The following is a 24557-nucleotide window of genomic DNA, read 5'->3' as shown; positions in this document are numbered from 1 at the left end:
CCCTTTCGGGTTGGACTGTGCACCGTCGAATGATCATCTAGTAGGCACAGCCGCCCGGGCGCACTACGCTGCGCCCATGAGCATGCTCACACCTCCCGGCATGGGCGGCCAGTACCGGATCACGGGTGACAGGTACCCGCGGATGCGCCGGCCCCGGCGGCGCGGCAGGCTCGTGGTCCTGACCGTCGCCTCCGTCACCGTGCTCGGTGTGGGCGGCTGGGGCACGCTGCAGCTCATCGACGTGTTCACCGGCGGCCACTCCGCCCCGGCGGCCCGCATCAAGGCGGCCTGCGCCACGGGCGCGAGCCCCGCGGCCGCTCCGAAACCGCTCCCCGAGCCCCGGGCGATCACGGTCAACGTCCTCAACGCCACGACCCGCGGCGGCCTCGCCCAGAAGACCGCCGACGAACTGAAGAAGCGCGGATTCACGATCGGCGAGGTCGCCAACGCGACCAAGGAGTACGACAAGAAGGTCAAGGGCACCGGTGTCCTGCTCGGGCCCGCCACCGCCCTGGACACCTCGCTGCGGGTGCTCGGCACCCAGCTCGCCGACGCCGAACGCCTCACCGACCCCGCCCGCAAGGGCGCCGAGGTCGATCTCGTCATCGGCGACGCCTTCCAGCGGCTGACGGAGAAGGCGGACGCCGACCGGGCCCTGACCGCACTGGCCGCGCCCGAGCCGGTGCCCGCCTCGAGGAAGAACTGCTGAGGACGCGGGGCCCGCGGGCCTACTCGGCCGCCCCGTACATACGGTCCCCCGCGTCACCGAGGCCCGGCACGATGTAGCCGTGCTCGTTGAGGCGCTCGTCGACCGACGCGGTCACGACCGTCACCGGCGTACCGGCCAGCTCTCGCTCCATGATCTCCACGCCCTCCGGCGCGGCCAGCAGCACCACGGCGGTCACATCGTCCGCGCCGCGCTTGATCAGCTCCTGGATCGCCGCGACCAGCGTGCCGCCGGTGGCGAGCATCGGGTCCAGGACGTACACCTGACGCCCGGAGAGGTCCTCCGGCATCCGCGTGGCGTACGTCGAGGCCTGCAGCGTCTCCTCGTTGCGGATCATGCCGAGGAAGCCCACCTCGGCGGTCGGCAGCAGCCGGACCATGCCGTCCAGCATGCCGAGACCGGCCCGCAGGATCGGCACCACCAGCGGACGCGGGTGGGAGAGCTTGACGCCCGTGGTCGCCTCGACCGGCGTCCGGATGTCGACCTGTTCGGTGCGCACGTCGCGCGTGGCCTCGTAGGCGAGCAGGGTGACCAGCTCGTCGGCGAGACGGCGGAAGGTCGCGGAGTCGGTGCGCTGGTCGCGCAGCGTGGTGAGCTTGTGGGCGACCAGGGGGTGGTCGACGACGTGGAGACGCATGTCCCCAACATTAACCGGGCCCGATGGGCCCCGGCGCCCCCGTGTGCGACAGGCCTCCCGGGCCACCGCCGCTCTTTCGCTGGCGTCGAACCGCCCGTCCGGGGGAAGGTGGGAGGGACGGACTGGGGTGGTGAATCAATTGCCTGAGCGGGAACGAGACGATCCGTCGACGCAGCGGACCTCCGGCCCGGCCGGGGCGGAAGCCGAGACGGAGGCCGAGCGACGACGGCGCCGCGCCCGGTTCCTGCGCGAGCTCGCCGAGGCCCGGGAGCTGCGCGACAGGGTCCAGCCACGCCGCGCGAAGGCCGCCCGGCTGCGTTACGTCATGCGCATGCGCACCTTCCGCTGGTAGGGACCGGCCCCGGCTGCCGGAGCGCCGGCCGGCACCGCGGATCCGGGAAGATCGCGGAACTTGTGGGCGTCTGGTGAAGTGGCCGTGCGGAGAAGGCGGGTGAAGCCGCGTACGATCCGCACGTGGCGGCAACGAGTCCGCCGGCGGGTCCTCGCTGGGCCCACTCGGCGAACTGCGATCGAAAGTGCCGGACACAGGGAGCCGAAGACGTCCCCTGACGGCCTTGTTTCTGCCACGATTCCGAATGGGTGGGGCTCGGAGCACCGGTCCCCGCCCGCACACCTCCGCCGGGGGGACCCCCAACCGGCACACCTATGACCAGTGGGAGAGTCACGGTGTACTTCGCCGCACTGCTCGCGCGCACCGAAGACGGGTGGGAAGCGAGCGACACAGAGCTCGACGATGTGGAAACCCTGTCGGATCTGGCCGACCTGGCCCGGGAAGCCTCTCCCGACGAGGACACGGTGCTCGTGCTGATCGAGCAGGAGGAGGGGTGGTTCGGAGTCGTCCGCGTGGACGGCGAGGAGGATCCCCGGATCTACGTCTCCGACGCCGCCGCAGCCGCCCGCAGCAGCTACGGCGAGATCCTGCTCACCGACGAGCTGCTCGGCCGCGAACCCGAAACCGACGGGCCCGACCTGGACGCCCTCGACCTCGACCTCGACGGCACGGAGGATGGTGAACCGGACGACGAGGACGCCGACGACGTCCCCGCCCCCTCCGGCTCCGCCGACACCGTGCCGCACGGACCGGTCGGCGACGCGCAGGTCCTGGACGACCTGGGCGTGAGCGAGAAGGAGTTGCGTGCACTGACCGAGGACGCCGTCAACGAGATCGCCGAGGCCCTCGGCGCCTCGGAGGTCCTGGAGACCGTCCGCTGACCGTGCCCACCACCCCACCCGCGCCGGATCCGGATCCGGTACGCGACCGGTGGCGGGCGGCGATGCGACTCGCCCTGGACGAGGCCGAACGGGCCGTCCGGGGCGGGGACGTCCCCGTCGGCGCCGTCGTGCTCGCCCCGGACGGCTCGACCGTGCTGGCCTCCGCCCACAACGAGCGCGAGGCCGGCGGCGACCCCACGGCACACGCCGAGGTGCTCGCCGTCCGGCGGGCCGCCACCGGGCTCGGCCGGTGGCGGCTGGCCGGTTGCACCCTGGTCGTCACGCTGGAGCCGTGCACGATGTGCGCGGGCGCGATCCAGCAGTCCCGGGTCGACCGGATCGTCTACGGCGCCCGGGACGAGAAGGCGGGCGCGGTCGGCTCCCTCTGGGACCTCGTCCGCGACCGGCGGCTCAACCACCGGCCCGAAGTGATCGAGGGCGTGCTCGCCGAGGAGTGCTCCCGGCTGCTCAGCGAGTTCTTCCGGCACCGGTGAAAACCGATTTCGGAGCATGCCCCACCGTGCTGTAAGGTCTCCCTCGGTAGCGTGTCCGAGCGGCCGAAGGAGCTCGCCTCGAAAGCGAGTGTGGCGCAAGTCACCGAGGGTTCAAATCCCTCCGCTACCGCTGGTGGACGAAGGGTCCGGCTCATCGAGCCGGGCCCTTCGTCATGTCCCACGGCCGTCTTCACGGCGCCTTCCGGCCGCCTTCACGACCTCCCCGGCCGTCCCCCCGGCCACCTCGGCCGTCCGTCCCGCCGCAGCCCCTCGGGGCGGGCGCCGGGAACACGCCGTGGCGGGGCTCCCGGGCGGCAAGGCCGTGAACCGGCGGGAAGCGGGTCCGAAACGCGTCCGGCGCCGGTCACCGGGGGTTCGCCTCCCTCCGTTGCCCCTGGTGAAGGGTTTCGTCGTCGGACGGGACCCTTCGTGCGATCATGGGCCCGCCGACGCATGTGACACCAGCGCACATCAGCGACAGGGGGAGGGCCGCGATGGCGGTGAACGCGAAGAAGGTCGTCGTCTACGTCCTTGTGGTCTTCACCCTCTATGTGATCATCACGGACCCGGCCAAGGCGGCCGACTACGTCCAGATAGCGTTCGAGGGCATCTCCGACGCCGCGCAGGCCGTCGGCGACTTCATGACCTGGCTCGCCAACGGAGGAAAGTGATGATCCGCCACCTGGTGCTCTTCAAGCTGAACGAGGGCGTCGAGCGCGACGACCCGAGGGTCGTGAAGGGCGTGGAGGCCTTCCGCTCGCTCGGCGGCAAGATCCCGGAGATCCGCTTCTGGGAGTGCGCCTGGAACATCAGCGACCGTCCCATCGCCCACGACTTCGCCATCAACTCGGCGTTCGAGGACACCGAGGCGCTGCGCCGGTACGTGGAGCACCCGGAGCACCAGGCGGGGGTCGGACTGTGGCGGGAGTTCGCCACGTGGGTGATCGCCGACTACGAGTTCTGACGCCCTGCCTCCCGGACGCCCCCTGCCGTGACGGCGGGGGGCTTTCCCGTGCCGTACGCACGCACGTGTCCCTCAACACGGAATATGCGGTGCTTGCACACAGTGAGTCAGTCTTGTGATGCTATGACCGCTTTTGACGGATGGGTTGATCAAAAAGAGGTGGCGTTGACCGTGTCGGCCAGTACTGCGCCACCCCAGGACGAGGTGTCCCCCGACGCGCTCCAGGCCCCTGACGCGCCCCAGCCCCCCGCCACGCCCCCGTCGCCGGCCACTCCACCATCCCCGGCCGCCCCCCAGTCCCCGGCCAAGCGGCGCGGCGCCGACACCCGTGCCCTGACCCAGGTGCTCTTCGGACAGCTCAAGCAACTGGAGCCGGGCACGCCGGAGCACACCCGGGTGCGCGCGGCGCTCATCGAGGCCAACCTCCCGCTGGTGCGCTACGCCGCCGCCCGCTTCCGCTCCCGCAACGAGCCGATGGAGGACGTCGTCCAGGTCGGCACCATCGGGCTCATCAACGCCATCGACCGCTTCGACCCCGACCGGGGGGTGCAGTTCCCGACGTTCGCGATGCCGACGGTGGTCGGCGAGATCAAGCGGTACTTCCGTGACAACGTCCGCACCGTCCACGTACCGCGCCGGCTGCACGAGCTGTGGGTGCAGGTCAACAGCGCGACCGAGGACCTGACGACCGCCTTCGGACGCTCCCCGTCGACCGCCGAGATCGCCGAACGGCTGCGCATCAGCGAGGAGGAGGTGCTCTCCTGCATCGAGGCCGGACGGTCGTACCACGCCACCTCGCTGGAGGCCGCCCAGGAGGGCGACGGCATGCCCGGGCTGCTGGACCGGCTGGGCTACGAGGACCCCGCCCTGGACGGCGTCGAGCACCGCGATCTGGTCCGGCACCTGCTCGTCCAGCTGCCCGAGCGGGAGCAGCGCATCCTGCTGCTGCGTTACTACAGCAATCTCACCCAGTCCCAGATCAGCGCGGAACTCGGCGTCTCGCAGATGCACGTGTCCCGTCTGCTGGCCCGCAGTTTCCAGCGGCTGCGGTCGGCGAACAGGATCGAGGCGTAGGCGGAACGAGGCGTAGGCGGAACGAGCGAATCGCTCACCAGTGCCGTTCTGTGCGTTTCTGGGCCGAAACACCGTCAGACCCTTTGTTTCCAGGGCCGATTCGCATCCCGGATGTCGACATGTCACTACAGCGCGTTGCCGACATGTGACATTCTGCGGGAAGCGCGTTTGCCGGAGCCTCGGCGCCGGTATTCAGGTGAAGGCTGCGTTCCCCGGACGGGAGCGTCCGCCGCGACCGTCCCGCGACCCAAAGGGGGTGGCATGTCCGCAGAACAGGGCAGCTCGAAGGTGCTCACGCTCGCGGAGAGCGAAACAGCTCCCCATGCTCTCGACACACTCGGCCCCATCGACGAAGGCCCGGCCCTCCCGGCCGCACCCGCTCCGGACCTCCCGGAGACGGGGGCCCTCGACACCCGCACCTTGTCCCGTTCCCTGTTCCTGCGGCTCGCCGCGCTCGACGAGAACAGCCCGGAGCGCGCCTACGTCCGGGACACCCTGATCGAGCTCAACCTCCCGCTGGTGCGGTACGCGGCGGCGCGGTTCCGCTCGCGCAACGAGCCGATGGAGGACATCGTCCAGGTCGGCACCATCGGGCTGATCAAGGCGATCGACCGCTTCGACTGCGAACGGGGCGTGGAGTTCCCGACGTTCGCGATGCCGACGGTGGTCGGCGAGATCAAGCGGTTCTTCCGCGACACCTCGTGGTCGGTGCGGGTGCCGCGCCGGCTGCAGGAGCTGCGCCTGGCGCTCACGAAGGCCGGCGACGAGCTCTCCCAGAAGCTGGACCGCTCGCCCACGGTCACCGAACTCGCCGCCGTGCTGGGCGTGTCGGAGGAGGACGTGGTCGACGGGCTCGCCGTCGGCAACGCCTACACGGCGTCCTCACTGGACTCCCCCGCCCCCGAGGACGACGGCGGCGAGGGCTCGCTCGCCGACCGGCTCGGCTACGAGGACACGGCGCTGGAGGGCGTGGAGTACCGCGAGTCGCTCAAGCCGCTGCTCGCCAAGCTGCCGCCCCGTGAGCGGCGGATCATCATGCTGCGCTTCTTCGCCAACATGACCCAGTCGCAGATCGGCGAGGAGGTCGGCATCTCCCAGATGCACGTCTCGCGGCTGCTCACGCGGACGCTCGCACAACTGCGGGACGGCCTCATCTCGGACTGAGGCAGACCGGACAGCGGGGCGCCGGCCGGACGCTCCGCACTCGGTATCGGTCAGTGGCCGCCGGGGCGCCCCGCACGGGCGCGACGGCGGCCGCCGCCTTGTCGCCTACTTCAGCGCGAGCCAGGCCACCGCCGCGACGACCGCCACGGCGACGACGATGCCGACGATCAGACCGATCCGCGGACCGCCTCCGGTCGCGGCGGCCGGCCGGCCCTGCGGGGCCTCGTCGACGAACGCGCGGAACATCTGGGTGCTGCCGGCGGGGTCGTGGTTGCCCTGGGGGCCCTGGGTGTTAGCCATGTCCCGAGACCCTAGCGAACTCCCGACGAGCGGCCCAAGCGGGGCAGGGAAAGCCGTCGCCACCTGCGCGTTTACCGGTGCTATTACTTGCCTTTGCCAACTTTTTGAGCCATGACGTCCCCTTTTTTTCTTGCCTGTAGCAACCATCAATTTTATGGTTGCTCTAAGCAACAAACAGGGAGGTGTCATGGCCGAGCCGGTGCAGTACGAGGAACTCGTACGACAGTTCAGTGCCTTCGGCGCCGTCAAGCGGGAGATGAACCGGATCATGCCGGCCGACTGCCCGAGTGGCTCCGCCGCCGTGCTGACGCTGCTCGGCCGCCACGGCGACATGCGCCTGAGCAAGCTCGCCGAGCTGCTGTCGGTGGACCTGTCGGTCACCAGCCGCCACGTCGCCCACCTGGCCGAGTGCGGCTGGATCGAGCGTTCCCCCGACCCCGCCGACAAGCGCTCCCGCATCCTGCGCCTGACCCCGGCCGGCCGGACCCGGCTCGACGAGCTGTTCCGGCGGACCACCCGGCTGCTCGCCGAGCGCCTGTCCGACTGGTCCGACGAGGAGGTCGGCCGGCTCACCGAGCTGATGGCGCGGCTCAGGGACAGCTTCGGCGATTCCCGGTCCCTGCCCCGGCCGGCGGCTCCCGGCCCCGGACGGACCACCCGTACACCCGCAAGCACATAAGAGAAGGAAGTCCATGGCAACGACCACACCAGCCGGTGTGCGGGCTCATGCCAAGCACGGGGGAGGCGCCTCGGAAAGCCACGCTCCGATGACGCACCGGCAGATCATGGAGGCCCTGTCCGGGCTGCTGCTCGGCATGTTCGCCGCCATCCTGTCCTCCACCATCGTCACCAACGCCCTGCCCGAGATCGTGGGCGACCTCGGCGGCGGCCAGAGCGCCTACACCTGGGTCGTCACCGCCTCGCTGCTGGCGATGACCGCCTCCACCCCCCTGTGGGGCAAGCTCGCGGACCTGGTCAGCAAGAAGGCCCTGGTCCAGGTGGGCCTGATCGTCTACGTCGTCGGCTCGGTCGTCGCCGGCCTCGCGCAGAACCCGGAGATGCTGATCACCGCCCGCGTCATCCAGGGTCTGGGGGCCGGCGGCCTGTCCGCGCTGGCGCAGATCATCATGGCCGCGATGATCTCCCCGCGGGAGCGCGGGCGTTACTCCGGCTACCTGGGCGCGACCTTCGCCGTCGCGACCGTCGGCGGTCCGCTGCTCGGCGGTGTCATCACCGACACCAGCTGGCTCGGCTGGCGCTGGTGCCTCTACGTCGGTGTGCCCTTCGCGCTCGTCGCGCTGATCGTGCTGCAGAAGACGCTGCACCTGCCGGTGGTCAGGCGTCGGGTCAAGGTCGACTGGGCCGGTGCCTTCTTCGTCACCGCGGCCGTCTGCCTGCTGCTCGTCTGGGTCACCTTCGCCGACGACAAGTACGCCTGGATGTCCTGGCAGACCGGCGCCATGGTCGGCGGCGCGTTCGCGCTGACGCTGGTCTTCCTGTTCGTCGAGAACAGGGCCGCCGAGCCGATCATCCCGCTGCGCCTGTTCCGCAACCGCACCATCACGCTGGCCTCGCTCGCCTCGCTGTTCGTCGGGATCGCGATGTTCGCGGGCACCGTCTACTTCAGCCAGTACTTCCAGCTGGCCCGGGGCGAGTCCCCGACCATGTCCGGCGTCATGACCATCCCGATGATCGGCGGCCTGTTCGTGTCGTCCACGGCCTCCGGCCTGATCATCACCAGGACCGGCCGGTGGAAGGGCTGGCTGCTGGCCGGCGGCGTGCTGCTGACGGCGGGCCTCGGCCTGCTCGGCACCATGCGCCACGACACCCCGTACTGGCACCTCGCGGTCTTCATGGCGCTGATGGGCCTCGGCGTCGGCATGATGATGCAGAACCTGGTCCTGTGCACGCAGAACCAGGTGACCCCGGGCGACCTGGGCGCGGCCTCCTCGGTCGTGACGTTCTTCCGGTCCCTCGGCGGTGCGGTGGGCGTCTCGGTGCTCGGTTCGGTCATGTCGACCCGGATCAGCCACTACGCCTCCGACACCATCGGGCAGCTGAGCCCGCGGGAGCGGGCGGCGGCCGCCGAGGCCTCCGGCAGCGGCGCGATCCCCGACATGGACCTGCTGCCCCACGGCATCCGCGAGTGGCTGGAGAGCGCCTACGGGCACGGCATCGCCGACATCTTCCTCTACGTCGCCCCGATCGCCCTGCTCGCCTTCCTGGTGACCCTGTTCATCAAGGAGGTCCCGCTGCGGACCTCGGGCGCGCAGGCCCAGGCGGGGCAGGAAAGGACCGGGGCCCCGGCCCAGGCCGCCGCGGAGGCGCCCGGCGCGTCCGCCGGCCGCGTCCCCGGCCCGGAGGCCGCCGCGGAGGGCGCGACCACGCCGTTCCCGTCCGCCGTCGCCACCGTCGCCCGCCCGCGGGAGTCCACCGGCGGCGGCATCCCGGTGCGCGGTCACGTGCGGGGCGCCGACAGCACGCCCGTGCCTCGGGCGGCCGTCACGCTGATCTCCCTCGCGGGGCGCCAGCTGGGCCGGTCGGTGGCACAGCCCGACGGTTCCTACGCGGTGGACGCCCCCGGCACCGGGTCGTACGTCCTGATCGCCGCCGCCGACGGCCACCAGCCGCAGGCGTCCACGGTCGTGGTGAACGGCGAACCGGTCGCCCACGACATCCTGCTCAGCGGTACCGGCGGACTGACCGGACTGGTCCGCGCCGCCGGCAGCGGACTGCCGGTGGCGGACGCGATGGTGATCGTCACCGATGTGCGCGGGGACCTGCTGGCCACCGGGAACACCGGTGAGCAGGGCGAGTTCTCCTTCACCGAGCTGGTGCCGGGCGCGGTGACCGTGGCGGTGAACGCCGCCGGGTACCGGCCGCGCGCGCTGCCCGTCGAGGTGGGCGGCACCGGCGTGACCCGGATCGCGGTCGAGCTGGAGACCGGCGCCCTGGTGCGGGGCGTGGTCCGGGCCCCGCACGGCCCGCTGGCCGACGCCCGGGTCACCCTGGTCGACGCGGCGGGCAACGTCGTCCGCACGGCGACGACCGGTGCGGACGGCGCGTACGCCTTCACCGACCTGGACGGCGGCGAGTACACCGTCATCGCCTCGGGCTACCCGCCGGTGGCCACCGCCCTGACGGTCACCGGCACCGGCGCCGACGACCACGACATCGAGCTCGCCCACCCGGGCGGGTGACCGGGTCCCGGCCCGTGGCGGGCGGGCGCGTTCCGCAGCGCGGACGCGCCCCGCCGCGGGCCGGCCCCTTCACGACCGTTTCGTACGTGTACGCAGGGAGAAGAACGGGATGCCATTGACCGCGAGGATCCGCAGCCGGGACGGATGGGCCGTGACGCACGCGGTCGTCACGGTGACCGACGCGAGCGGTACCCAGGTGCTGCGCGCCGAGGCGGACGACGAGGGCGCCGTCCGGGACGCCACCGAGCTGGCGCCGGGGGCGTACACCGTCGTCGTCACCGCGGTCGGGTACGCGCCCGCCGCCGCCGGTGCGATCGTCACCGCGAGCGGGCGGGCCGAGGCCGGGACGGTGACACTGGCCCGGCCGGGCGGTACGGAGCCGCCGCCGCCCGGACCGTGGACCGTCGACCCGGCGCACTCGAGCGTGGCAGCCGTCGCCCGGCACCTGGGCATCTCCAGCGTGCGCGGCCGGTTCACCGACTTCGCGGCCACGGTGGAGGTCGCGCCGGACGACATCGCCACGTCCCGGGTGGAGGCGGTGATCCGGGCGGCGTCCATCGACACCGGCAACGGCACGCGCGACACCCATCTGCGGTCCGCGGACTTCCTGGACGTCGAGCGGTACCCCGAGATCACTTACCGGTCCACCGGTCTGACCGCGGCGGGTCCCGACCGCTGGACGGTCCACGGCGAGCTGGCCATGCGCGGCGTCGTCCGCCCGGTCGACCTGGACCTGGCCCACCTCGGCACCGGGGCGGACCCCTGGGGCGGCACCCGGGCGGCCTTCCGCGCCACGGCCGAACTGCGGCGCGAGGACTTCGCGATGCACTACAACCAGGTCCTCCGGGCCGGCGTCGCGGCCATCGGGACGACGCTGCGGGTGGAGCTGGACATCCAGGCGGTGCGGGGGGCGTCGCTGCCCGCCGCCTGAGGTCCCGTCAGGGGGCGTCGCCGCCCGCCGCCCGAGGTCCCGTCAGGGGGCGTCGTGGGCGTCGACGACGCGGCGGGCGAGGTCGCGCAGTTTCACGTTCTCCCGCTGTGAGGCCCGTACCAGGCTGTCGAAGGCGCCGGCCGCGTCGATGTCCAGGCGTTCCATGAGGATGCCGGTGGCCTGGCCGATCAGGTCCCGGGTGCGCATGGCCTCGGTGAGCTGCTCCCGCGCGGTGGCGGACTCGAGGGCGATGCCGACGTGCGCGGTGAACAGCCGCCCCACCCGCAGCGCGGTCTCGTCGAAGGCCCGCGGCTTGCGGGCGTACGCGGTGAGCACGGTCAGCCGGCGGCGGTCGGCGCGCAGCCGCAGCGACAGCACGGAACGCAGGCCCAGGCCGGCCAGAGCGTCCCCGCCCTCGTGGTTCTCGCTGTCCTCGACCTCGGCCACCGGCGCGGTCCACAGGCACTGCCAGTACGGCCGGCGCCCGGCCGCGGCGCGGCCGTCCTCGGCGGTGCGCACGACCTCGTCGGTCCAGGCGAGCGTCCGGCGCCGGTCGTCCCGCTCCAGCACGCAGATGCCCGCGTGGTCCGCGCCCGGCACCAGGTCCACCGCGAGACGGACCGCGGTGTCGAGGGTGCTGTCCGGGGTGGACGTCTCATGCAGTCGACGAGCTGCCACCGTCAGCGCCTCCGCCAGATCCATACCGGCAGGGAAACGGGGCAAATCAGAAAACCGGGACGCAGCCACCACGAACCTCTTCGGCGTGCACGACCGAACAGCCGTGCGCGGGAGAGCTCCGCAGCACATTCCCGACTGCGAGCACAGGACGTACGGAATTTTAGCCGCTTTCGCCGATCAGCTCCGCCGTGGTGCAATGGACGGACGGGTCAGGAAGTGGCCTTACCGGTTTACGGACGAACGTCTGCCAGGTGACTGCCGTGTCCTTCCTGCCGAATCCCTCCAACCCGCGTGCCCTGTCCGAGCGCCTAGTGCTTCCGTTCCCGACGGAGATCGACTTCTCCAACGCGGACGGGATGCTCCCGCTGATCATGTCGAAGGCCCGCCCCCGTCCGGGCCGGCGGCCCGGGATCGTGATCCTCGACCTGACCCCGACCCGGTTCATGGACTCCCAGGGCGTCCGCCTCATCAACGACGTACGCCGGCGGCTGCACCGCAGAACCCGCGTGTACGTGGTGGCCCGGCCGGACAGCATGGCGAGCCGGGTGCTGGAACTGACCGGACTGCGCCGCGACGTGCCCGTCTACGACAACCTCCCGGAGGCGATGGCCGCCTAGGCTGGCGCCATGGCACCGAACATCGCGACGAACACCCGTGTCTCCCTCGACGAGTTGCTGGACTTCGTACGGCCCCGGCACCGCGCGGTCCTGCTGACCCGGCGGGCCGGCGGCGGCCCCCAGGGTTCGCCGCTGACCTGCGGGGTCGACGACTCGGGCCGGATCGTCGTCTCCACCTACCCCGAACGCGCCAAGACCCGCAACGCCAAGAGGGACTCCCGGGTGAGCCTGATCGTCCTCAGCGACGAGTGGAACGGGCCCTGGGTGCAGATCGACGGCACGGCCGAGGTCGTGGACTCGCCCGAGTCCGTGGAGCCGCTGGTGGAGTACTACCGGAACATCGCCGGGGAGCATCCCGACTGGGACGAGTACCGGCGGGCGATGGTCGAGCAGGGCAAGTCGATCATCCGGATCACCCCGGAGCGCTGGGGCCCGGTGGCGACCGGCGGCTTCCCGGCGCGCCTGGCCGAGGGGCGGTAGTCCCGCCCGGGCGGAGCAGGCCCCGCCCGGCCCCTGCACCTCAGTCCCGGCTGCGGGCGACCATCGCCTCGATGCCCGCCACCAGCAGGTCCAGGGCGAAGGCGAAGTCCCGCTCCATCATCTCCCGGACCGTGTCGCCGCCGCGGGCCTCCATGATCCTGGCCGACTCCCCGATGACGTCGGCGGCGTCCGGTGACCGCGTCACCTCGCTCATGGCGTGCCGGTGGTACTCGTCGGGGGTCATGCCCGTGGTGGCGACGCGGGCCAGGAAGTGGCCCTCGATCGTGCCGTAGCCGTACACGAACTGGAAGACGGCGGAGATGGCACCGGTCACCCCGTGCGCGGGCAGGCCCGTCTTGTGGATGACCCGCTGGATCACTCCGGAGAACGCCAGCGCGTTGGGCCCGATGTTGAGGAACCTCCCGGCCAGCGGCGACAGCCAGGGGTGGCGCACCAGCAGGGCGCGGTACTCCCCGGCGAGTGCGCGCAGCTGGTCGCGCCAGTCACGGTCGGCGGCCGGATCGGGCAGCGCGAGCTCGCCGAAGGCCGCGTCCAGGGCGAGTTCGAGGAGGTCGTCCTTGGTGTCGACGTACCAGTAGACGGACATCGCCGTCACGTTCAGGTCGGCGGCGAGCCGGCGCATGGAGAACCTGTCCAGGCCCTCGGCGTCCAGCAGCCGTACGGTGACCTCGGTGATCCGCTCCCGGTCCAGTCCCGAGGGCTGTCCGCCGCCGCGCCCGCCGCGGCGGGCCCTGCCCTCCAGCCAGACACTGGGCCGCGGCCCGCGCTCGGACCGCTGGGCTGCCCTCACCATGGCGCACCTTCCTCGACTCGCCGACGCGGCTTCATGCTAGGCACCCCGTCCGGGGCGCGCCCACCGCTCGTTCCTCCCCGGATGCCCCGGCCGTCAGGTCCTGCCCCCGCTCTCTCCCCGGTCCGCCCGGTCTCCCCCGCCCGCCCGGTCTCCGCGGTCCGCCCGGTCCGCCCGGTCCGCCCGGTGCAGCAACGCCGCCGCGATCAGCCCGCCGAGCAGCACGGCCACCGCCCCGACCAGCAGACTCGTCTCCAGCCCGGAAGAGTACGCGCCGGTGATCCGCGCCCGTTCGCGCTCCGAGCCCGCGGCGGCCAGCGCCGCAGGCAGCGAGCTCGCCACCACCGGGACCAGCGCCGCGAACCGCGCGTTGAGCACCGCGCCCAGTACGGCGACCCCGAGCCCGGCGCCGAACTCGTTGAGGGTGCCGTTGATCCCGGCTCCGGCTCCGGCCCTCTCACGGGGAATGGAGCTCATGATCGCGTGTGACATCACCGGGCTGCCGACCGCCGTGCCGGCCCCGATCAGGACCAGGCCGAGCAGCGTGCCGGTGTAGCCGTGCTCGGTGAGCGTGGCGATCGACACCAGTCCGGCCGCCATCAGCGCCATGCCGAGGCCGATGGAGCGGGGGGAGCCCATCCGCGCCGACCACTTCGCGGCCACGCCCGTGAAGTTGAGGGCGACGACGGTCAGGGCCATCGGCGCGGTACGCAGGCCGGCCTCCAGGGGGCCGTAACCGAGGACGAACTGCAGGTACTGGGTGAGCAGGAAGAGCGCGCCGCCCATGCCGAAGGTGATCAGCACCAGACCGCCGACGGAGGCCGTGAACCGGCGGTTGCGGAAGAAGTCCAGGTCGAGCATCGGATGGGGGATCCGCCTCTCCCAGTACGCGAAGGCGCCGAGGACCAGTACGGCCGAGGCCGCCGAGGCCGCCACCCGGGCCGATGTCCAGCCGTGTCCGGGGCCGGAGATGATCGCGTAGACCAGGGACGCCATGCCGATGGTGGAGAGCACGGCACCGACCAGGTCGGGGCGCTCGCCCAGCCGGTTCCCAGACTCGGGGACGTAGGCCGCCACGGCGGCCACGGCGAGGGCCACGACCGGCAGGTTGACCAGGAAGACGGCGCCCCACCAGTAGTGGTTCAGGAGGAACCCGCCGACCAGCGGGCCGGCCGCGAACCCGAGCGAGTTGACGGCGGCCCAGATGCCGATCGCCCTGGGCTGCTCCTCGTGCGTGAAGATCTGCATCACGACGGCGAGGGTCGTGGTCAGCAGCAGCGCGCCGCCGACCCCCATCCCGGCCCGCGCCGCGATCAGCCGGCCGGGTGACTCGGCCAGGCCGGCCACCAGCGACCCCACGCCGAACAGGACCAGGCCCACGATCAGCATCCGCTTGCGGCCGTAGCGGTCGGCGGCGTTGCCCGCGGTGAGCAGCAGACCCGACTGCACCAGGGAGTAGGCGTTGATCATCCACTGGATGTCGGCGGTCGAGGCGTCCATCGCACGGGTGAGCGAGGGGATCGCCACGTTCAGGACGGTGTTGTCCAGCAGCACGGTGAGCTGGGCCAGACAGATGACACCGAGGATCAGCCAGCGCCGGGGGTGGCCCTGGGACTGCGCGGCACCCCGGGCCGGAGGCCGGTCGGGTGCCTGCTCCTGAGGGGATGTCGTCATGTTGTACACCGTAGAACGGCTCCCATACGGTGTACAACAGCGCTGTACGGCACCGGTGGACGCGCGGGGCGGACACGGGTGAGGGCGGTGGCGCGCATGCCACCGCCCTCGGCGTCGTGCCCCGTGGCCGTCAGCTGTCGCCGGTCTTCCGGGTGAGGTCGTAGAAGGTGGCCGAACCGGCCGTCACCTGCTTGAAGTTCTCCTCCCCCAGGCCGCGATCCGCGCGGAGGTGCCGGAGTCACCGCCCCCGCCGCCCCTGCCACCGCCGACGGCGAAGTAGTGGATCCTCCCTTCCGCCACGTACTGCTGGAATCGGGCGAGCGTCGGGGACGGGTCGGTGCCGTTGAAGCCGCCGGTGCCGCCGGCGCCCGCGCCGGGGGGTGCCTGCCCCTGTCCGCCCTGCCGGTTCCCGCCGCCGGGGAAGCCGCCGCCTCCGCCGGGGCCACCGCCCCCGCTCGCCCCCGCCGGACCCGCGATCAGACCGCGGGCTTGATCATGTACCCGGCGCCGCGCCGGGTGTGGATCATCGGCTCCCGGCCCGCGTCGATCTTCCGCCGCAGGTACGAGATGTACAGCTCGACGACGTTGGCCTGCCCGCCGAAGTCGTACGACCAGACCCGGTCGAGTATCTGGACCTTGCTGAGCACGCGCCGCGGGTTGCGCATGAGGAAGCGCAGCAGCTCGAACTCGGTCGCGGTGAGGTGGATGTCGTCCCCGCCCCGGGTGACCTCGCGGCTGTCCTCGTCGAGGGTGAGGTCGCCGACGACGAGCGTCGACCCGGACCGGCGGTCGGCCGCTCCGGAACGCCGGATCAGCCCGCGCAGCCGTGCGACGACCTCCTCCAGGCTGAACGGCTTGGTGACGTAGTCGTCCCCGCCGGCGGTCAGCCCGGCGATACGGTCCTCGACCGCGTCCTTGGCGGTCAGGAACAGCACGGGCACCTCGGGCAGCTCGCGACGCAGCCGCCCGAGGGTGGCCAGTCCGTCCATGTCCGGCAGCATCATGTCCAGGACGACGGCGTCGGGCCGGAACTCGCGCGCGGTCCGGAGGGCGCCCTGGCCGTCCCCCGCGCTGCGGATCTGCCAGCCCTCGTACCGCAGGGCCACGGACAGCAGTTCGGTGATCGACTGCTCGTCGTCCACCACAAGCACGCGGACGGGGCTCCCGTCCGGCCTGAGCAGTTCGGTGCGCCCCCGGGGCGAGATCGTGGTCATGCTCCACACGATGTCCGGAGCCGGTGAGAACCGCCTTTCGGCAACCTGTGTTTTCGCTGAGAACCACACGGGGTCCTCCCGGCCGACGTCCTTGCCGCCGGGACGCCCCCCTCACCCGGTACGGAAGAGCCGCGCCGCGTTGTCGTGGCACACGCCTCTCAGCCACGCCTCCCCGAGCCCCAGCCGCTCCAGCGCGTGCAGCTGATGGACGTACGGGTAGGGAATGTTCGGGAAGTCCGAGCCGAGCAGGATCCGGTCGCCGAGGGCGGCCAGCCGGGGCAGGGCCCGCCGGGGGAAGGGTGCCAGCCGCTCGCTGAAGTCGGTGAACGCCATGGTGGTGTCCAGCCGCACCTCCCCGTACCGCTCGGCGAGGTCCAGGAAGTCCTCGTACTCGGGCATCCCGAGGTGCGCCACCACCAGCCGCAGCCGGGGATGGCGTCCCAGCACCCGGGCGATCGGCCCGGGTCCGGTGTGCTTGCCGGGCGCCGGCCCGGACCCGCAGTGGATCACCACCGGCACACCCGCCTCGGCGAGCAGGCCCCAGGCGGCGTCGAGCGCCTCGTCGGCCGGGTCGTACGCGCCGACCTGCACATGCGCCTTGAAGACCCTCGCGCCCGCCGTCACGGCCTCCCGGACGTAGTCCACGACCCCGGGTTCGGGGAACAGCGTCGCGGTGTGGAGGCAGTCGGGGGTGCGGCCGGCGAAACCGGCCGCCCAGCCGTTGAGCCAGCGCGCCATGCCCGGCTTGTGCGGGTAGAGCATGGCGGTGAAGGCCCGCACGCCGAACCCCCGTAGCAGCGCGGTCCGTTCGCCCTCCTCCTTCCGGTACGTGATCGGCCACTCGACGCCGCCGGTCAGCGGCCCGAGCGCGTCGAAGTAGGCCCACACCTTGTGCAGTACCCGCTCCGGCATGAAGTGCGTGTGCACGTCGACGAGCCCGGGCAGCCCGAGCCCTTCCCAGAAGCGCCGTACGTCGTCGGCTTCGGCACGGGTGCCGGTGTGAGCGCTCATCCCGACACGATCGCCCTTGACGGCACCGCCGGTCCAGAGCGGCCCGGCCCGGAAAGGCCTCACCCGCGAGGACCCGGCCCGGAAAGGTCCGGCTCGGAGGGACCTCGTCCGGAGTGTCCCGGCCCACAGCGCCCCGGCTCAGAACAGCCCGTCCTGCGCCCCCGCCCTCCCCTTGAGCGCCCTGACCGGCACCGCGCACTCCCGTCCCCCGGCCGGCACCAGCTCCCACCCGGCCAGCAACCGGGTGTCCAGCACCACGGCCCCCTTCCCCGTCACCAGGTGCAGATCCGGACCGGCGGCGGCCACCAGCTCCCCGCTCACCGCGCCCCCGGCGACCAGCTCGCTCACCTCCCCCACGGCGGCCGGCGCCCCCCTCAGCCCGAACACCCCGACGTGATCGACCGGCCGGAAGGGCTCACGGGCGAGCGACTCCGGCCATCCGCCCAGGCCGACCGCCCGCGCGTGCAACTCGGCGATCTCGGCCGCACGTTCCCCCTCCCCGTCCGGCAGGGCCGTCCGTGCCGCGCGCTTGTCGGCGTAGGGGATGCGGTCGGGCACGCCGAGCGCGGCGCGCAGCAGCTCCTCGGTGCGCCGCGCCGCCATCAGCGGCCCGGTCCCCAGCGGGCTGAAGCAGACCGCCCCCTGCTCCAGCAGCCGCGCCGGACCCCGCTCCACCGCGGTGATCCCCACCTTGGCCATCCCGGGCCCGAACCACGCCAGATACACGCGGTAGGGCCGCGGGTCGTCCGCGAGGGTGTCGGCGGCCACCGAGTGCGCCCGGTCCAGCCGGGCGCACTCCTCGCACCGTGCCCCCGTGCGCCGCGCCGGCACCGCCGCAGCGAGCGGACACGCATGCCCCCGTGCTCCCGCACATGTCCGCACGCCCCCTTCCGCGACCCCGAAGGCCACCCGTTTCCCCCAGGTCAGCGCACTGCGCCGGCCGCCCTCCCACACCAGCACGGGACCGTCGGCCGACCACCGCAGCCCCGAGCACCTCCATGCCCGTCCCATCCCTGCCGAGACTAGAGGCCACCACTGACATCGGTGGGGGTACGCAGGTTCCGGCCCGGCCCGGCCCGGCAGTTCAGCGGCCGGGCCGTCCGGCGCCCACGGGATCCGCGCTCCGCGCACCGCTCCTCCGGTTCGTGCGCGCGAACGCGGTGACGGCGAACCACCTGGAGAAGCACTGCCCCGCGGACCGGCACAGCACGCGGCGTGGGATCCGGGGAAAGGCGGACCCCGGAAAAGGTACGGAAAAACGCCCCCGGAATTCCACCGACAGCAGCCGGTGAAATACCTGCGCAATTCATTCCCTCCCGCGCGCTGCGACGTACCCGCTCTCCTCCCCCACGGGCGGCGCTCCAGGAGGCACCGGGCCCTCGAAACCGGCGGCGCATCCCGCCCGGCGCGCCCCGGGCCGGAGCGGACCGCGCCCACATCCCCACGCGACTGTGACATAAGACACAGAGAAAAGCGGGCATCCTGAACAACCATCCCCATTCGCCCCTTTCCCGTAGAGGAATCCTCCCGGAGGGAACCACAGGACGATCGAAAAGACCGGCCCCGCCTTCTCCTGCACCCTAAGCTCGGTAAATAGCCGGGCGCGCTGCTCCTGCCCTCGCTTTTCAGCGGCCCTTCTCCTCACCTCCCGTCAAGGAAGGCCTTCAGTGAAGCTCTGCCGTTCCCTCGCCGTGGCCGCCGCCGTCGCGGTGACCACGCCCGTCGCGCTGTTCACCGCGACTCCGGCCCTCGCGGCCGGGACGTCCGCGGAGCAGACGCAGCACCAGCCGACGTACGCGGAGCTGGTCAAGGCCGCCGCCGACGCGAAGAAGGCGTACGAGGAAGCCGTCATCGCCAAGGAGGAGGGGCAGAAGGAGGTCGAGGCCACCTTGGACGCCCTGGACTCCGACACGCACCCGCTCAAGGCGGCCACGATCACCGCGGACAAGGCGGCCGAGAAGGCGGCCGGTGCCGAGAAGGCGGCCGAGCAGGCCGTCACGGACGCCGAGGCCAAGCTCGAAGCAGCCCAGAGCGAGGCCGAGACGGCCGAGGCACGGCAAGCCCTCGAAACCGCCGAGAGCGATCTGGCGAAGGCGCTCGAGGCCAGGCAGAAGGCCGACGCCACGGCCAAGGAGGCACGCACCGCGCTGGACGACGCCAGGGTGGCGGCCGTCCGCAAGTACAGCGCGGTCCAGGCCGCCTACGACAAGGCCCTCAAGGCCAAGAAAACCGCCGAGGCGGCACTGGCCACCGCCGAGGAGTGTGTCCGCGAGAACGGACTGACCTCCCTCGCGGTGGGACTGCCGTCCGAGGTCGTCGCCGGGACCACCGTCGATTTCACCCTGCGCGTGGCCAACGGAACCGATCGCACGCTGACGGTGGATCCCCTGGCGTTCGTCCAGGTGGACAGCGAACACCAGGGCCAGGACAGCGACCTGAAGGTGGAATGGTCCAACGGCTCGGGCTGGCAGCCCCTCGACGGCACCGAGCCCGAGCACATCGCGCACATCGACGTCATGAAGCCGGGCGAGAAGAGCGACGTGAAGCTGCGGATGAAGGCCGGCTCCGTGGTCCGGGCCACCGATGCCTTCGCCCTGTTCGCCAGTGACGCCTCCGACGCCCACAACCCGTGTGTCCTGGGCCCGATGACGCGCTACGACTTCATGCTGCTGCCCCCGGGCAGCAAGCCCGGCCCGGCCGACGAGGCGAAGCCCGGTCAGGCCGGCGGGGACGACGAGCGGCCGGCCGCTCCGAAGCCCACCACGAGTGCGGGCCCCTCCGCGCAGGGCGGCGCGGCCAGGCAGACGGTGGCCACCGGAACCACCACCGGCGGCAGCCTCGCCGAGACCGGTACGTCGTCCGCGATGGCACCGCTCGGTCTCGCGAGCGCCGTCACCGTCGTGCTCGGCGCCGGAACGGTTCTCGCCGTACGCCGCCGCAGGGCCGCGGACAACGCCTGACCGCGCGGGGTGCCGGACCACGGTCCGGCGCCCCGCCGCCCACGGAACCACACGAGCAGGGCCGGCTCCCCCGACGGCCTCCCGGGTCGCCACCGGCAGGGTGACGATCACCGAGTGCCTGACGCACCGGCCGGCGAAGGCAGGGCCCGCCGGCCGGCCCGCGCCACATGCCCGGGGATGTCCTCAGGGGCTGCCTCGGAACCGCTGACCGACGCGGTTCCGGTTCCGTGAGGGACGGCGAAGCCGCTCGGCCGCCTGCCGGACCGGGGGTGACGGACCGTCCCTTCAGGACCTATCCCATGCTCTTGGCGCCGTCGATGGACTCGCGGATGATGTCGGCGTGGCCGGCGTGCTGCGCGGTCTCGGAAACGATGTGCATCAGCACCCGGCGGGCCGACCACTGCGCACCGGGTTCGAACCAGGGGGCCTTCGGCAGCGGCCACGCGGCGTCCAGGTCGGGCAGAGCGGCCACCAGCTCGTCGGTCCGGCGAGCCACTTCCGCGTAGTCGGCCAGCACCCCGGCCAGCGTCTCCCCCGGCAGCAGCCGGAACCCGTCCGCCCGGCGCGCCCAGTCGGCGTCGGTCATCGCCGTGAAGTCCGGCATGGCCGACGGACCGTTCAGGATGAAGTCCCCCCAGCCCCGTTCGACCTGTGTGACGTGCTTGATCAGACCGCCCAGGCACAACTCGCTGGCGGTGGTCCGCAGACGGGCCTGCTCGTCGGTGAGGTCACGGGTCGTGAAACGCAGGAAATGACGGTGCTTGGCCAGTGCTTCGAGCCATTCGGCCCGCTCACCGGTGGCGGCCGGGCGCTCGCCCAGGTCGCGGGTGGTCGACTCGTTACCGGTCATGATCTCCGCCTTTCGGTGTTCCTGTTCCTTCGGCCGGGACCACGCTAGAGATTATCTAGGTCGGAACGCGTCCTAGTTCCGCGGACCCGTGGGCGGGCTGACGGCCGGGACCTGGACGACGACAGCGCGGCCGGCGTGCCGTGGCCGCCTGGGACGCCCCGCGCTCACCGCCCGGAACGGTCGCCGTCAGGAGAAACACCAGAGGCCCCGTGGATCACCCCACGGGGCCTCTGGTCCGGTGTGCACCCGGCAGGATTCGAACCTGCAACTTTTTGTTCCGTAGCTCTACAGAGATCAGCCGATCGCGGTCATACCGATCGCACCACGACCAGGCAGGGCCACCACAGAACAGGGGCGGCTGCTGAGGTTGCTGGACTGCAAGCACCCTTGCCCACGCGTCACTGGGGAACGGTCAGCGCAGAGCAGCAAGGACAGCCCCGATCCCCGTGAGCAGAGAACCGATGCCGACCAAGATCGCTGCGAGCGAGCGGCTGTTGACGCCTCGACCTGGGTCACTACGCTCGGGCTCGGTAGGGATTTCAGGCATCGTCGTGAAGCCTCCTTACTGTCGGCTGCCCACTTGGGCTTGTGCCAGCCATGCCCCGCCCCATGTGTCTTGCCGGACTGGGGCGGGGCTCGTACGGCAAGTGAACGTAGCAGCGAGCGCCAACCGGCCAGTCCCCCTGCACGTCGGATTCAGATCTTGTCGCGCCTCTTGCGGGACCGCTCCAAAAACAAAGCCAAGGAGAGTCACGAGGACAGATAAAGCTTGCTGAGCTGTCTATATGCTGCTGGCATATGCCCAACGCGTGCAGAAGCAATGAGTGCACATATGCTATTTCCATACTCTTCAGCAGGGTAAATCTCACAAAGCTACGCATATCTCACTTCAAGCGAGATCTGAAGGTTGGCTGAAAAGCGCCACGCTCGGCTGGACAGCAGGGGCCGCCGCTTCCCCGTGAAATGCGTGTCCCAGACACAGCGGGTATTCCCCTTCGCATCGGGTACCAGCGACTGACCTGCTCCGGACCACCTCGCCGAGTGCGCACCCTGACAGAGAACTGTGCTCCCACACGTTTTCCAACTGTGGTGGTGGAGTGGTGGGCCGAGTCTGGGGGCGTTCACCTGCGTTCATGGACGGCCGGCCGTGAGAGCGGCTACCGGCTTCCGTCCCGGTTGCACGACCGTGAACGGCGCTGAATGGGACGGAAACCGAGACCGGACCGAGCCGGGCGAACGCTGAGACCGTTCAGCGCATTCTTCGAAAGGCCCCATGCTGTGGGTGCTGTAGGTCACACTGGGTGCCCGGTTAAGCCAAGGGAGCCATGAGCAGCCCCACATCAACGCGCCCATCCAAGCTCGCATGTACGCGAACACACTGCACAAGGTGATCTGGGTCGTTGTGGTCGTGGCGTCGGCCGGCCTTCTTGCCCCGTCCCTGTTTTTCATCGCCGTCAAGAAGCGTGTCGTCAGCATGGCCGTGCCAGCTGTGTACGCGGTGATCGGGACTGCTGCACGAACAGGTGACAGCGGGGTTTATCAGCCAGGGCTGCGGGTGGGGTCATGATGGTCTCGTACTCGATCGAGGTCAATCGGGCGAGGCGTCTCTGACGTCGGCGTCGGTGGTAGGTGCGCTCGATCCAGGTGACGATCGCGATCCTCAGTTCCTGGCGGGTGGCCCAGGCACGGAGGTCGAGGACGTTCTTCTGCAGCAGCGCGAAGAAGCTCTCCACGGCTGCGTTGTCGCCGGCCGCACCGACTCCCCCCATCGACCCGATCATGCTGTGACGTGCGAGAACGGCAACGAACTTCCGGGAGCGAAATTGCGACCCGCGGTCGGAATGAACGATGCATCCGGCGACCTGACCTCGACGGGCGACGGCGGAGTCCAGGGCCCTGACGGCGAGACTGGACTTCATCCGGGTGCCGATGGAGTAGCCCACGATGCGGCCCGAGAAGACATCCTTGACCGCGTACAGGTACAACTTGCCTTCTTCGATTGCGTGTTCGGTGATGTCCGTGAGCCATAGCCGGTTCGGGGCGCCGGCGGTGAAGTCGCGCCGGATCCGGTCGTCGTGGACCGGTGGGCCGACCTTGGCGTTCCTGCCGCGGCACCGTCGCTTGCCGAAGACGCTCCACCAGCGGTTGTCGCGGCAGATACGCCAGGCGGTCCGCCCGGCCATCGCCTCACCGGCCGCCCGGGCTTCGTCGAGGAGGAAGCGGTGGCCGAACTCCGGGTCGTCGCAGTGCGCGTCGAACAGGGCGTTGGCCCGGTATGCCTTGGCCGTCTCGGCGTCGGTGACCGGAAAGGCCAGCCACCGGTAGCAGGGCCGGCGGGCCAGCCCGAGCACCCGGCACGTCACCGCCACCGGCACCCGGTGAGGGGCAGCGGCTGCGGCCAGCCCGCGGACGAGCGGGTACATCATCTTCCCGGCGGATTCGCCTGCGACAGATACGCCGCAGCCCTCCGAAGAACCCCGTTCTCCTGCTCCAGCAGCCCGATCCGTTTACGGGCCTCGCGCAGCTCGGCCGACTCACCCGACGCTGCTGCGGGCCCGGCGCCCTCGTCGGTGTCGGCACGGCGCAGCCACTTCGACAGCGTGATCGGGTGGACGCCGAAGTCGGCGGCGATCTGTTCCAGCGTGACGCCGGGCTCACGGTTGCGCGCGACCCGCACGACGTCTTTAGACCGTGTCCTATGTGGTGAGGCGGAGAAGTCGTTTGTAGCAGCAGAGGGCGGCTGCGAGGCCGAGGAAGGCCAGGTAGTTGCGGGAATCGTGCTCGTAGCGGGGGCTGAGTCGGCGGTAGCCGGACAGCCACGACATGGTGCGCTCGATGACCCAGCGGCGGCCCGATCGTTCGCCGGACTCGATGCCTTTGCGCGCGATCCGTACTCCGATGCGTTTGCCGCGTAACCATTTCCGCAGGTCGGCGCGGTCGTAGGCTTTGTCCGCGTGGAGGCGCTGGGGCTTGAAGTGGCGGCCGCGGTGGGGGTCGTGTCTCGTTTGGTGACCCTCGACCATGGGCTTCAGCCCTTCGCTGTCGTGGGTGTTGCCGGCCGAGACGCCGACGAGGAGGGGCAGCCCGTTCGCGTCCGACAGGACGTGCATCCTGGAACCCGGCTTGCCCCGGTCCACGGGGCTCGGACCTGTGTGCTCGCCCCTTTTTCAGCCCTGACGTGGGCGGTGTCCAGGACGATGCGGGTGACGTCGATGAGGCCGGCGTCGTCGAGCCGGTGCAGCACGGCCTCGTGCAACCGCCCCCAGAGGCCGGCTCTGGACCAGATCAGGAACCGGCGATGGGCGGTCGACTTCGAGACACCGAAGCAGGGCGGCAGTTGGCGCCAGGCGCAGCCGCTGACCAGCACGTAGATGATCGCGGCGAACAGCGTCTCATCAGGCGTGTCCCGCGTCCCGCCGCCCTGCGGCCGCACCCTCGAGGGCGGGATGAGCGGCTTCGCGATCTCCCACAGCCCGTCCGGAACAACCCAACTCCACGTGCCCCGCCCCATACCGAGGTCAACGACGCCTCACCACAT

General features: G+C 71.3%; 24 protein-coding genes, 1 tRNA gene and 2 pseudogenes. 15 read left to right on the top strand and 12 right to left on the bottom strand.

The features are described from left to right. Positions 1-100: 100 nt before the first annotated feature. On the top strand, positions 101-709 hold the full coding sequence (locus ACF07S_RS15620; RefSeq protein WP_391963035.1) for a LytR C-terminal domain-containing protein: 609 nt from the start codon (positions 101-103) through the stop codon (positions 707-709). 19 nt (positions 710-728) lie between these two features. Here ACF07S_RS15620 and upp read toward each other — a convergent pair whose 3' ends face one another. Beyond that, positions 729-1364 (bottom strand): uracil phosphoribosyltransferase, encoded by a 636-nt coding sequence (upp, locus tag ACF07S_RS15615; protein WP_391962522.1) that lies wholly within the window; start codon positions 1362-1364, stop codon positions 729-731. A gap of 139 nt (positions 1365-1503) precedes the next feature. Here upp and ACF07S_RS15610 point away from each other — a divergent pair, with 139 nt between their 5' ends. The 8 genes from ACF07S_RS15610 to ACF07S_RS15575 all read left to right on the top strand — a co-directional run bounded on the left by ACF07S_RS15610 (position 1504) and on the right by ACF07S_RS15575 (position 6293). After that, a complete protein-coding gene (locus tag ACF07S_RS15610) occupies positions 1504-1716 on the top strand; it encodes a hypothetical protein (RefSeq protein WP_391963036.1) in 213 nt (70 codons plus the stop codon). A 335-nt stretch (positions 1717-2051) separates the two neighbouring features. Then, on the top strand, positions 2052-2597 hold the full coding sequence (locus ACF07S_RS15605) for a hypothetical protein (protein WP_391963037.1): 546 nt from the start codon (positions 2052-2054) through the stop codon (positions 2595-2597). Between the two features lie 62 nt (positions 2598-2659). Then, positions 2660-3091, top strand: a complete 432-nt coding sequence (tadA, locus tag ACF07S_RS15600; protein WP_391963038.1) for a tRNA adenosine(34) deaminase TadA — start codon at positions 2660-2662, stop codon at positions 3089-3091. Between the two features lie 45 nt (positions 3092-3136). After that, a tRNA-Ser gene (locus tag ACF07S_RS15595) sits at positions 3137-3221 on the top strand. Between the two features lie 364 nt (positions 3222-3585). Beyond that, a complete protein-coding gene (locus tag ACF07S_RS15590; protein ID WP_391962523.1) occupies positions 3586-3762 on the top strand; it encodes a hypothetical protein in 177 nt (58 codons plus the stop codon). Further along, a complete protein-coding gene (locus ACF07S_RS15585; protein ID WP_391974372.1) occupies positions 3762-4055 on the top strand; it encodes a Dabb family protein in 294 nt (97 codons plus the stop codon). Before ACF07S_RS15590 ends, ACF07S_RS15585 begins: the two co-directional genes overlap by 1 nt. Positions 4056-4220: 165 nt before the next feature. Continuing rightward, positions 4221-5129, top strand: coding sequence for an RNA polymerase sigma factor SigF (locus ACF07S_RS15580; protein WP_391974371.1), 909 nt, complete (start codon positions 4221-4223; stop codon positions 5127-5129). Between the two features lie 261 nt (positions 5130-5390). After that, a complete protein-coding gene (locus ACF07S_RS15575; protein WP_391962526.1) occupies positions 5391-6293 on the top strand; it encodes an RNA polymerase sigma factor SigF in 903 nt (300 codons plus the stop codon). A gap of 105 nt (positions 6294-6398) precedes the next feature. Here the strand turns inward: ACF07S_RS15575 and ACF07S_RS15570 are convergent, their stop codons facing one another. After that, positions 6399-6593, bottom strand: coding sequence for a hypothetical protein (locus ACF07S_RS15570; protein ID WP_391962527.1), 195 nt, complete (start codon positions 6591-6593; stop codon positions 6399-6401). Between the two features lie 187 nt (positions 6594-6780). Here ACF07S_RS15570 and ACF07S_RS15565 point away from each other — a divergent pair, with 187 nt between their 5' ends. From ACF07S_RS15565 to ACF07S_RS15555, 3 genes are all read left to right on the top strand, one after another. After that, positions 6781-7272, top strand: a complete 492-nt coding sequence (locus ACF07S_RS15565; RefSeq protein ID WP_391962528.1) for a MarR family winged helix-turn-helix transcriptional regulator — start codon at positions 6781-6783, stop codon at positions 7270-7272. A gap of 13 nt (positions 7273-7285) precedes the next feature. Further along, a complete protein-coding gene (locus ACF07S_RS15560; protein ID WP_391974370.1) occupies positions 7286-9793 on the top strand; it encodes an MFS transporter in 2508 nt (835 codons plus the stop codon). 109 nt (positions 9794-9902) lie between these two features. Next, positions 9903-10724 carry a YceI family protein gene (locus tag ACF07S_RS15555; RefSeq protein ID WP_391974369.1) on the top strand — a complete coding sequence of 274 codons (822 nt, stop codon included), beginning with the start codon at positions 9903-9905 and terminating at the stop codon, positions 10722-10724. A gap of 42 nt (positions 10725-10766) precedes the next feature. On the opposite strand, the gene ACF07S_RS15550 is transcribed toward ACF07S_RS15555, so the two are convergent. Beyond that, positions 10767-11426, bottom strand: a complete 660-nt coding sequence (locus ACF07S_RS15550; protein ID WP_391974368.1) for a GAF and ANTAR domain-containing protein — start codon at positions 11424-11426, stop codon at positions 10767-10769. Positions 11427-11653: 227 nt separating this feature from the next. Between ACF07S_RS15550 and ACF07S_RS15545 the strand changes: the two genes are divergently transcribed. Both ACF07S_RS15545 and ACF07S_RS15540 read left to right on the top strand, forming a co-directional pair. Further along, the gene (locus tag ACF07S_RS15545; RefSeq protein WP_391962532.1) at positions 11654-12019 is read left to right on the top strand and encodes an STAS domain-containing protein; all 366 of its coding nucleotides are present in this window, start codon (positions 11654-11656) and stop codon (positions 12017-12019) included. Positions 12020-12028: 9 nt separating this feature from the next. Continuing rightward, positions 12029-12499 (top strand): PPOX class F420-dependent oxidoreductase, encoded by a 471-nt coding sequence (locus ACF07S_RS15540; protein ID WP_391962533.1) that lies wholly within the window; start codon positions 12029-12031, stop codon positions 12497-12499. Between the two features lie 40 nt (positions 12500-12539). Here ACF07S_RS15540 and ACF07S_RS15535 read toward each other — a convergent pair whose 3' ends face one another. The 6 genes and pseudogenes from ACF07S_RS15535 to ACF07S_RS15510 form a co-directional block, all read right to left on the bottom strand. After that, complete coding sequence (locus ACF07S_RS15535) at positions 12540-13313, bottom strand: TetR/AcrR family transcriptional regulator (protein WP_391974367.1); 774 nt, start codon at positions 13311-13313, stop codon at positions 12540-12542. Positions 13314-13406: 93 nt separating this feature from the next. Further along, positions 13407-14984, bottom strand: a complete 1578-nt coding sequence (locus tag ACF07S_RS15530) for an MFS transporter (RefSeq protein WP_391974366.1) — start codon at positions 14982-14984, stop codon at positions 13407-13409. Positions 14985-15114: 130 nt separating this feature from the next. Further along, a pseudogene (locus ACF07S_RS15525) lies at positions 15115-15341 on the bottom strand (glycosyl transferase); the annotation flags it as partial. Positions 15342-15460: 119 nt separating this feature from the next. Next, entirely contained in the window at positions 15461-16198 is a 738-nt protein-coding gene (locus ACF07S_RS15520) for a response regulator transcription factor (RefSeq protein WP_391962536.1), read from the bottom strand. Between the two features lie 111 nt (positions 16199-16309). Next, positions 16310-17209, bottom strand: a complete 900-nt coding sequence (locus tag ACF07S_RS15515) for an amidohydrolase family protein (RefSeq protein ID WP_391974365.1) — start codon at positions 17207-17209, stop codon at positions 16310-16312. 138 nt (positions 17210-17347) lie between these two features. Then, positions 17348-18220 carry a DUF2797 domain-containing protein gene (locus ACF07S_RS15510; RefSeq protein WP_391974364.1) on the bottom strand — a complete coding sequence of 291 codons (873 nt, stop codon included), beginning with the start codon at positions 18218-18220 and terminating at the stop codon, positions 17348-17350. Positions 18221-18876: 656 nt separating this feature from the next. Between ACF07S_RS15510 and ACF07S_RS15505 the strand changes: the two genes are divergently transcribed. Beyond that, on the top strand, positions 18877-20169 hold the full coding sequence (locus ACF07S_RS15505; RefSeq protein ID WP_391962538.1) for a hypothetical protein: 1293 nt from the start codon (positions 18877-18879) through the stop codon (positions 20167-20169). A gap of 292 nt (positions 20170-20461) precedes the next feature. Here ACF07S_RS15505 and ACF07S_RS15500 read toward each other — a convergent pair whose 3' ends face one another. The 3 genes and pseudogenes from ACF07S_RS15500 to ACF07S_RS15490 form a co-directional block, all read right to left on the bottom strand. After that, positions 20462-21019 carry a DinB family protein gene (locus ACF07S_RS15500; protein ID WP_391962539.1) on the bottom strand — a complete coding sequence of 186 codons (558 nt, stop codon included), beginning with the start codon at positions 21017-21019 and terminating at the stop codon, positions 20462-20464. 1541 nt (positions 21020-22560) lie between these two features. Continuing rightward, a pseudogene (locus ACF07S_RS15495) lies at positions 22561-23696 on the bottom strand (IS3 family transposase); the annotation flags it as partial. 19 nt (positions 23697-23715) lie between these two features. After that, positions 23716-24530 (bottom strand): IS5 family transposase gene (locus ACF07S_RS15490; protein ID WP_391974363.1). Its coding sequence is split into 2 segments (ribosomal slippage): positions 23716-24182 and positions 24182-24530, totalling 816 coding nucleotides; the frame shifts between segments, so codons are not numbered across the junction. Positions 24531-24557: the final 27 nt, after the last annotated feature.

Origin of the sequence: Streptomyces sp. NPDC016640 (genome assembly GCF_043076215.1) — a bacterium.
In the GTDB taxonomy this organism is placed as follows: Bacteria; Actinomycetota; Actinomycetes; order Streptomycetales; family Streptomycetaceae; genus Streptomyces.
This window is presented reverse-complemented; position numbering and strand designations above follow the sequence as displayed.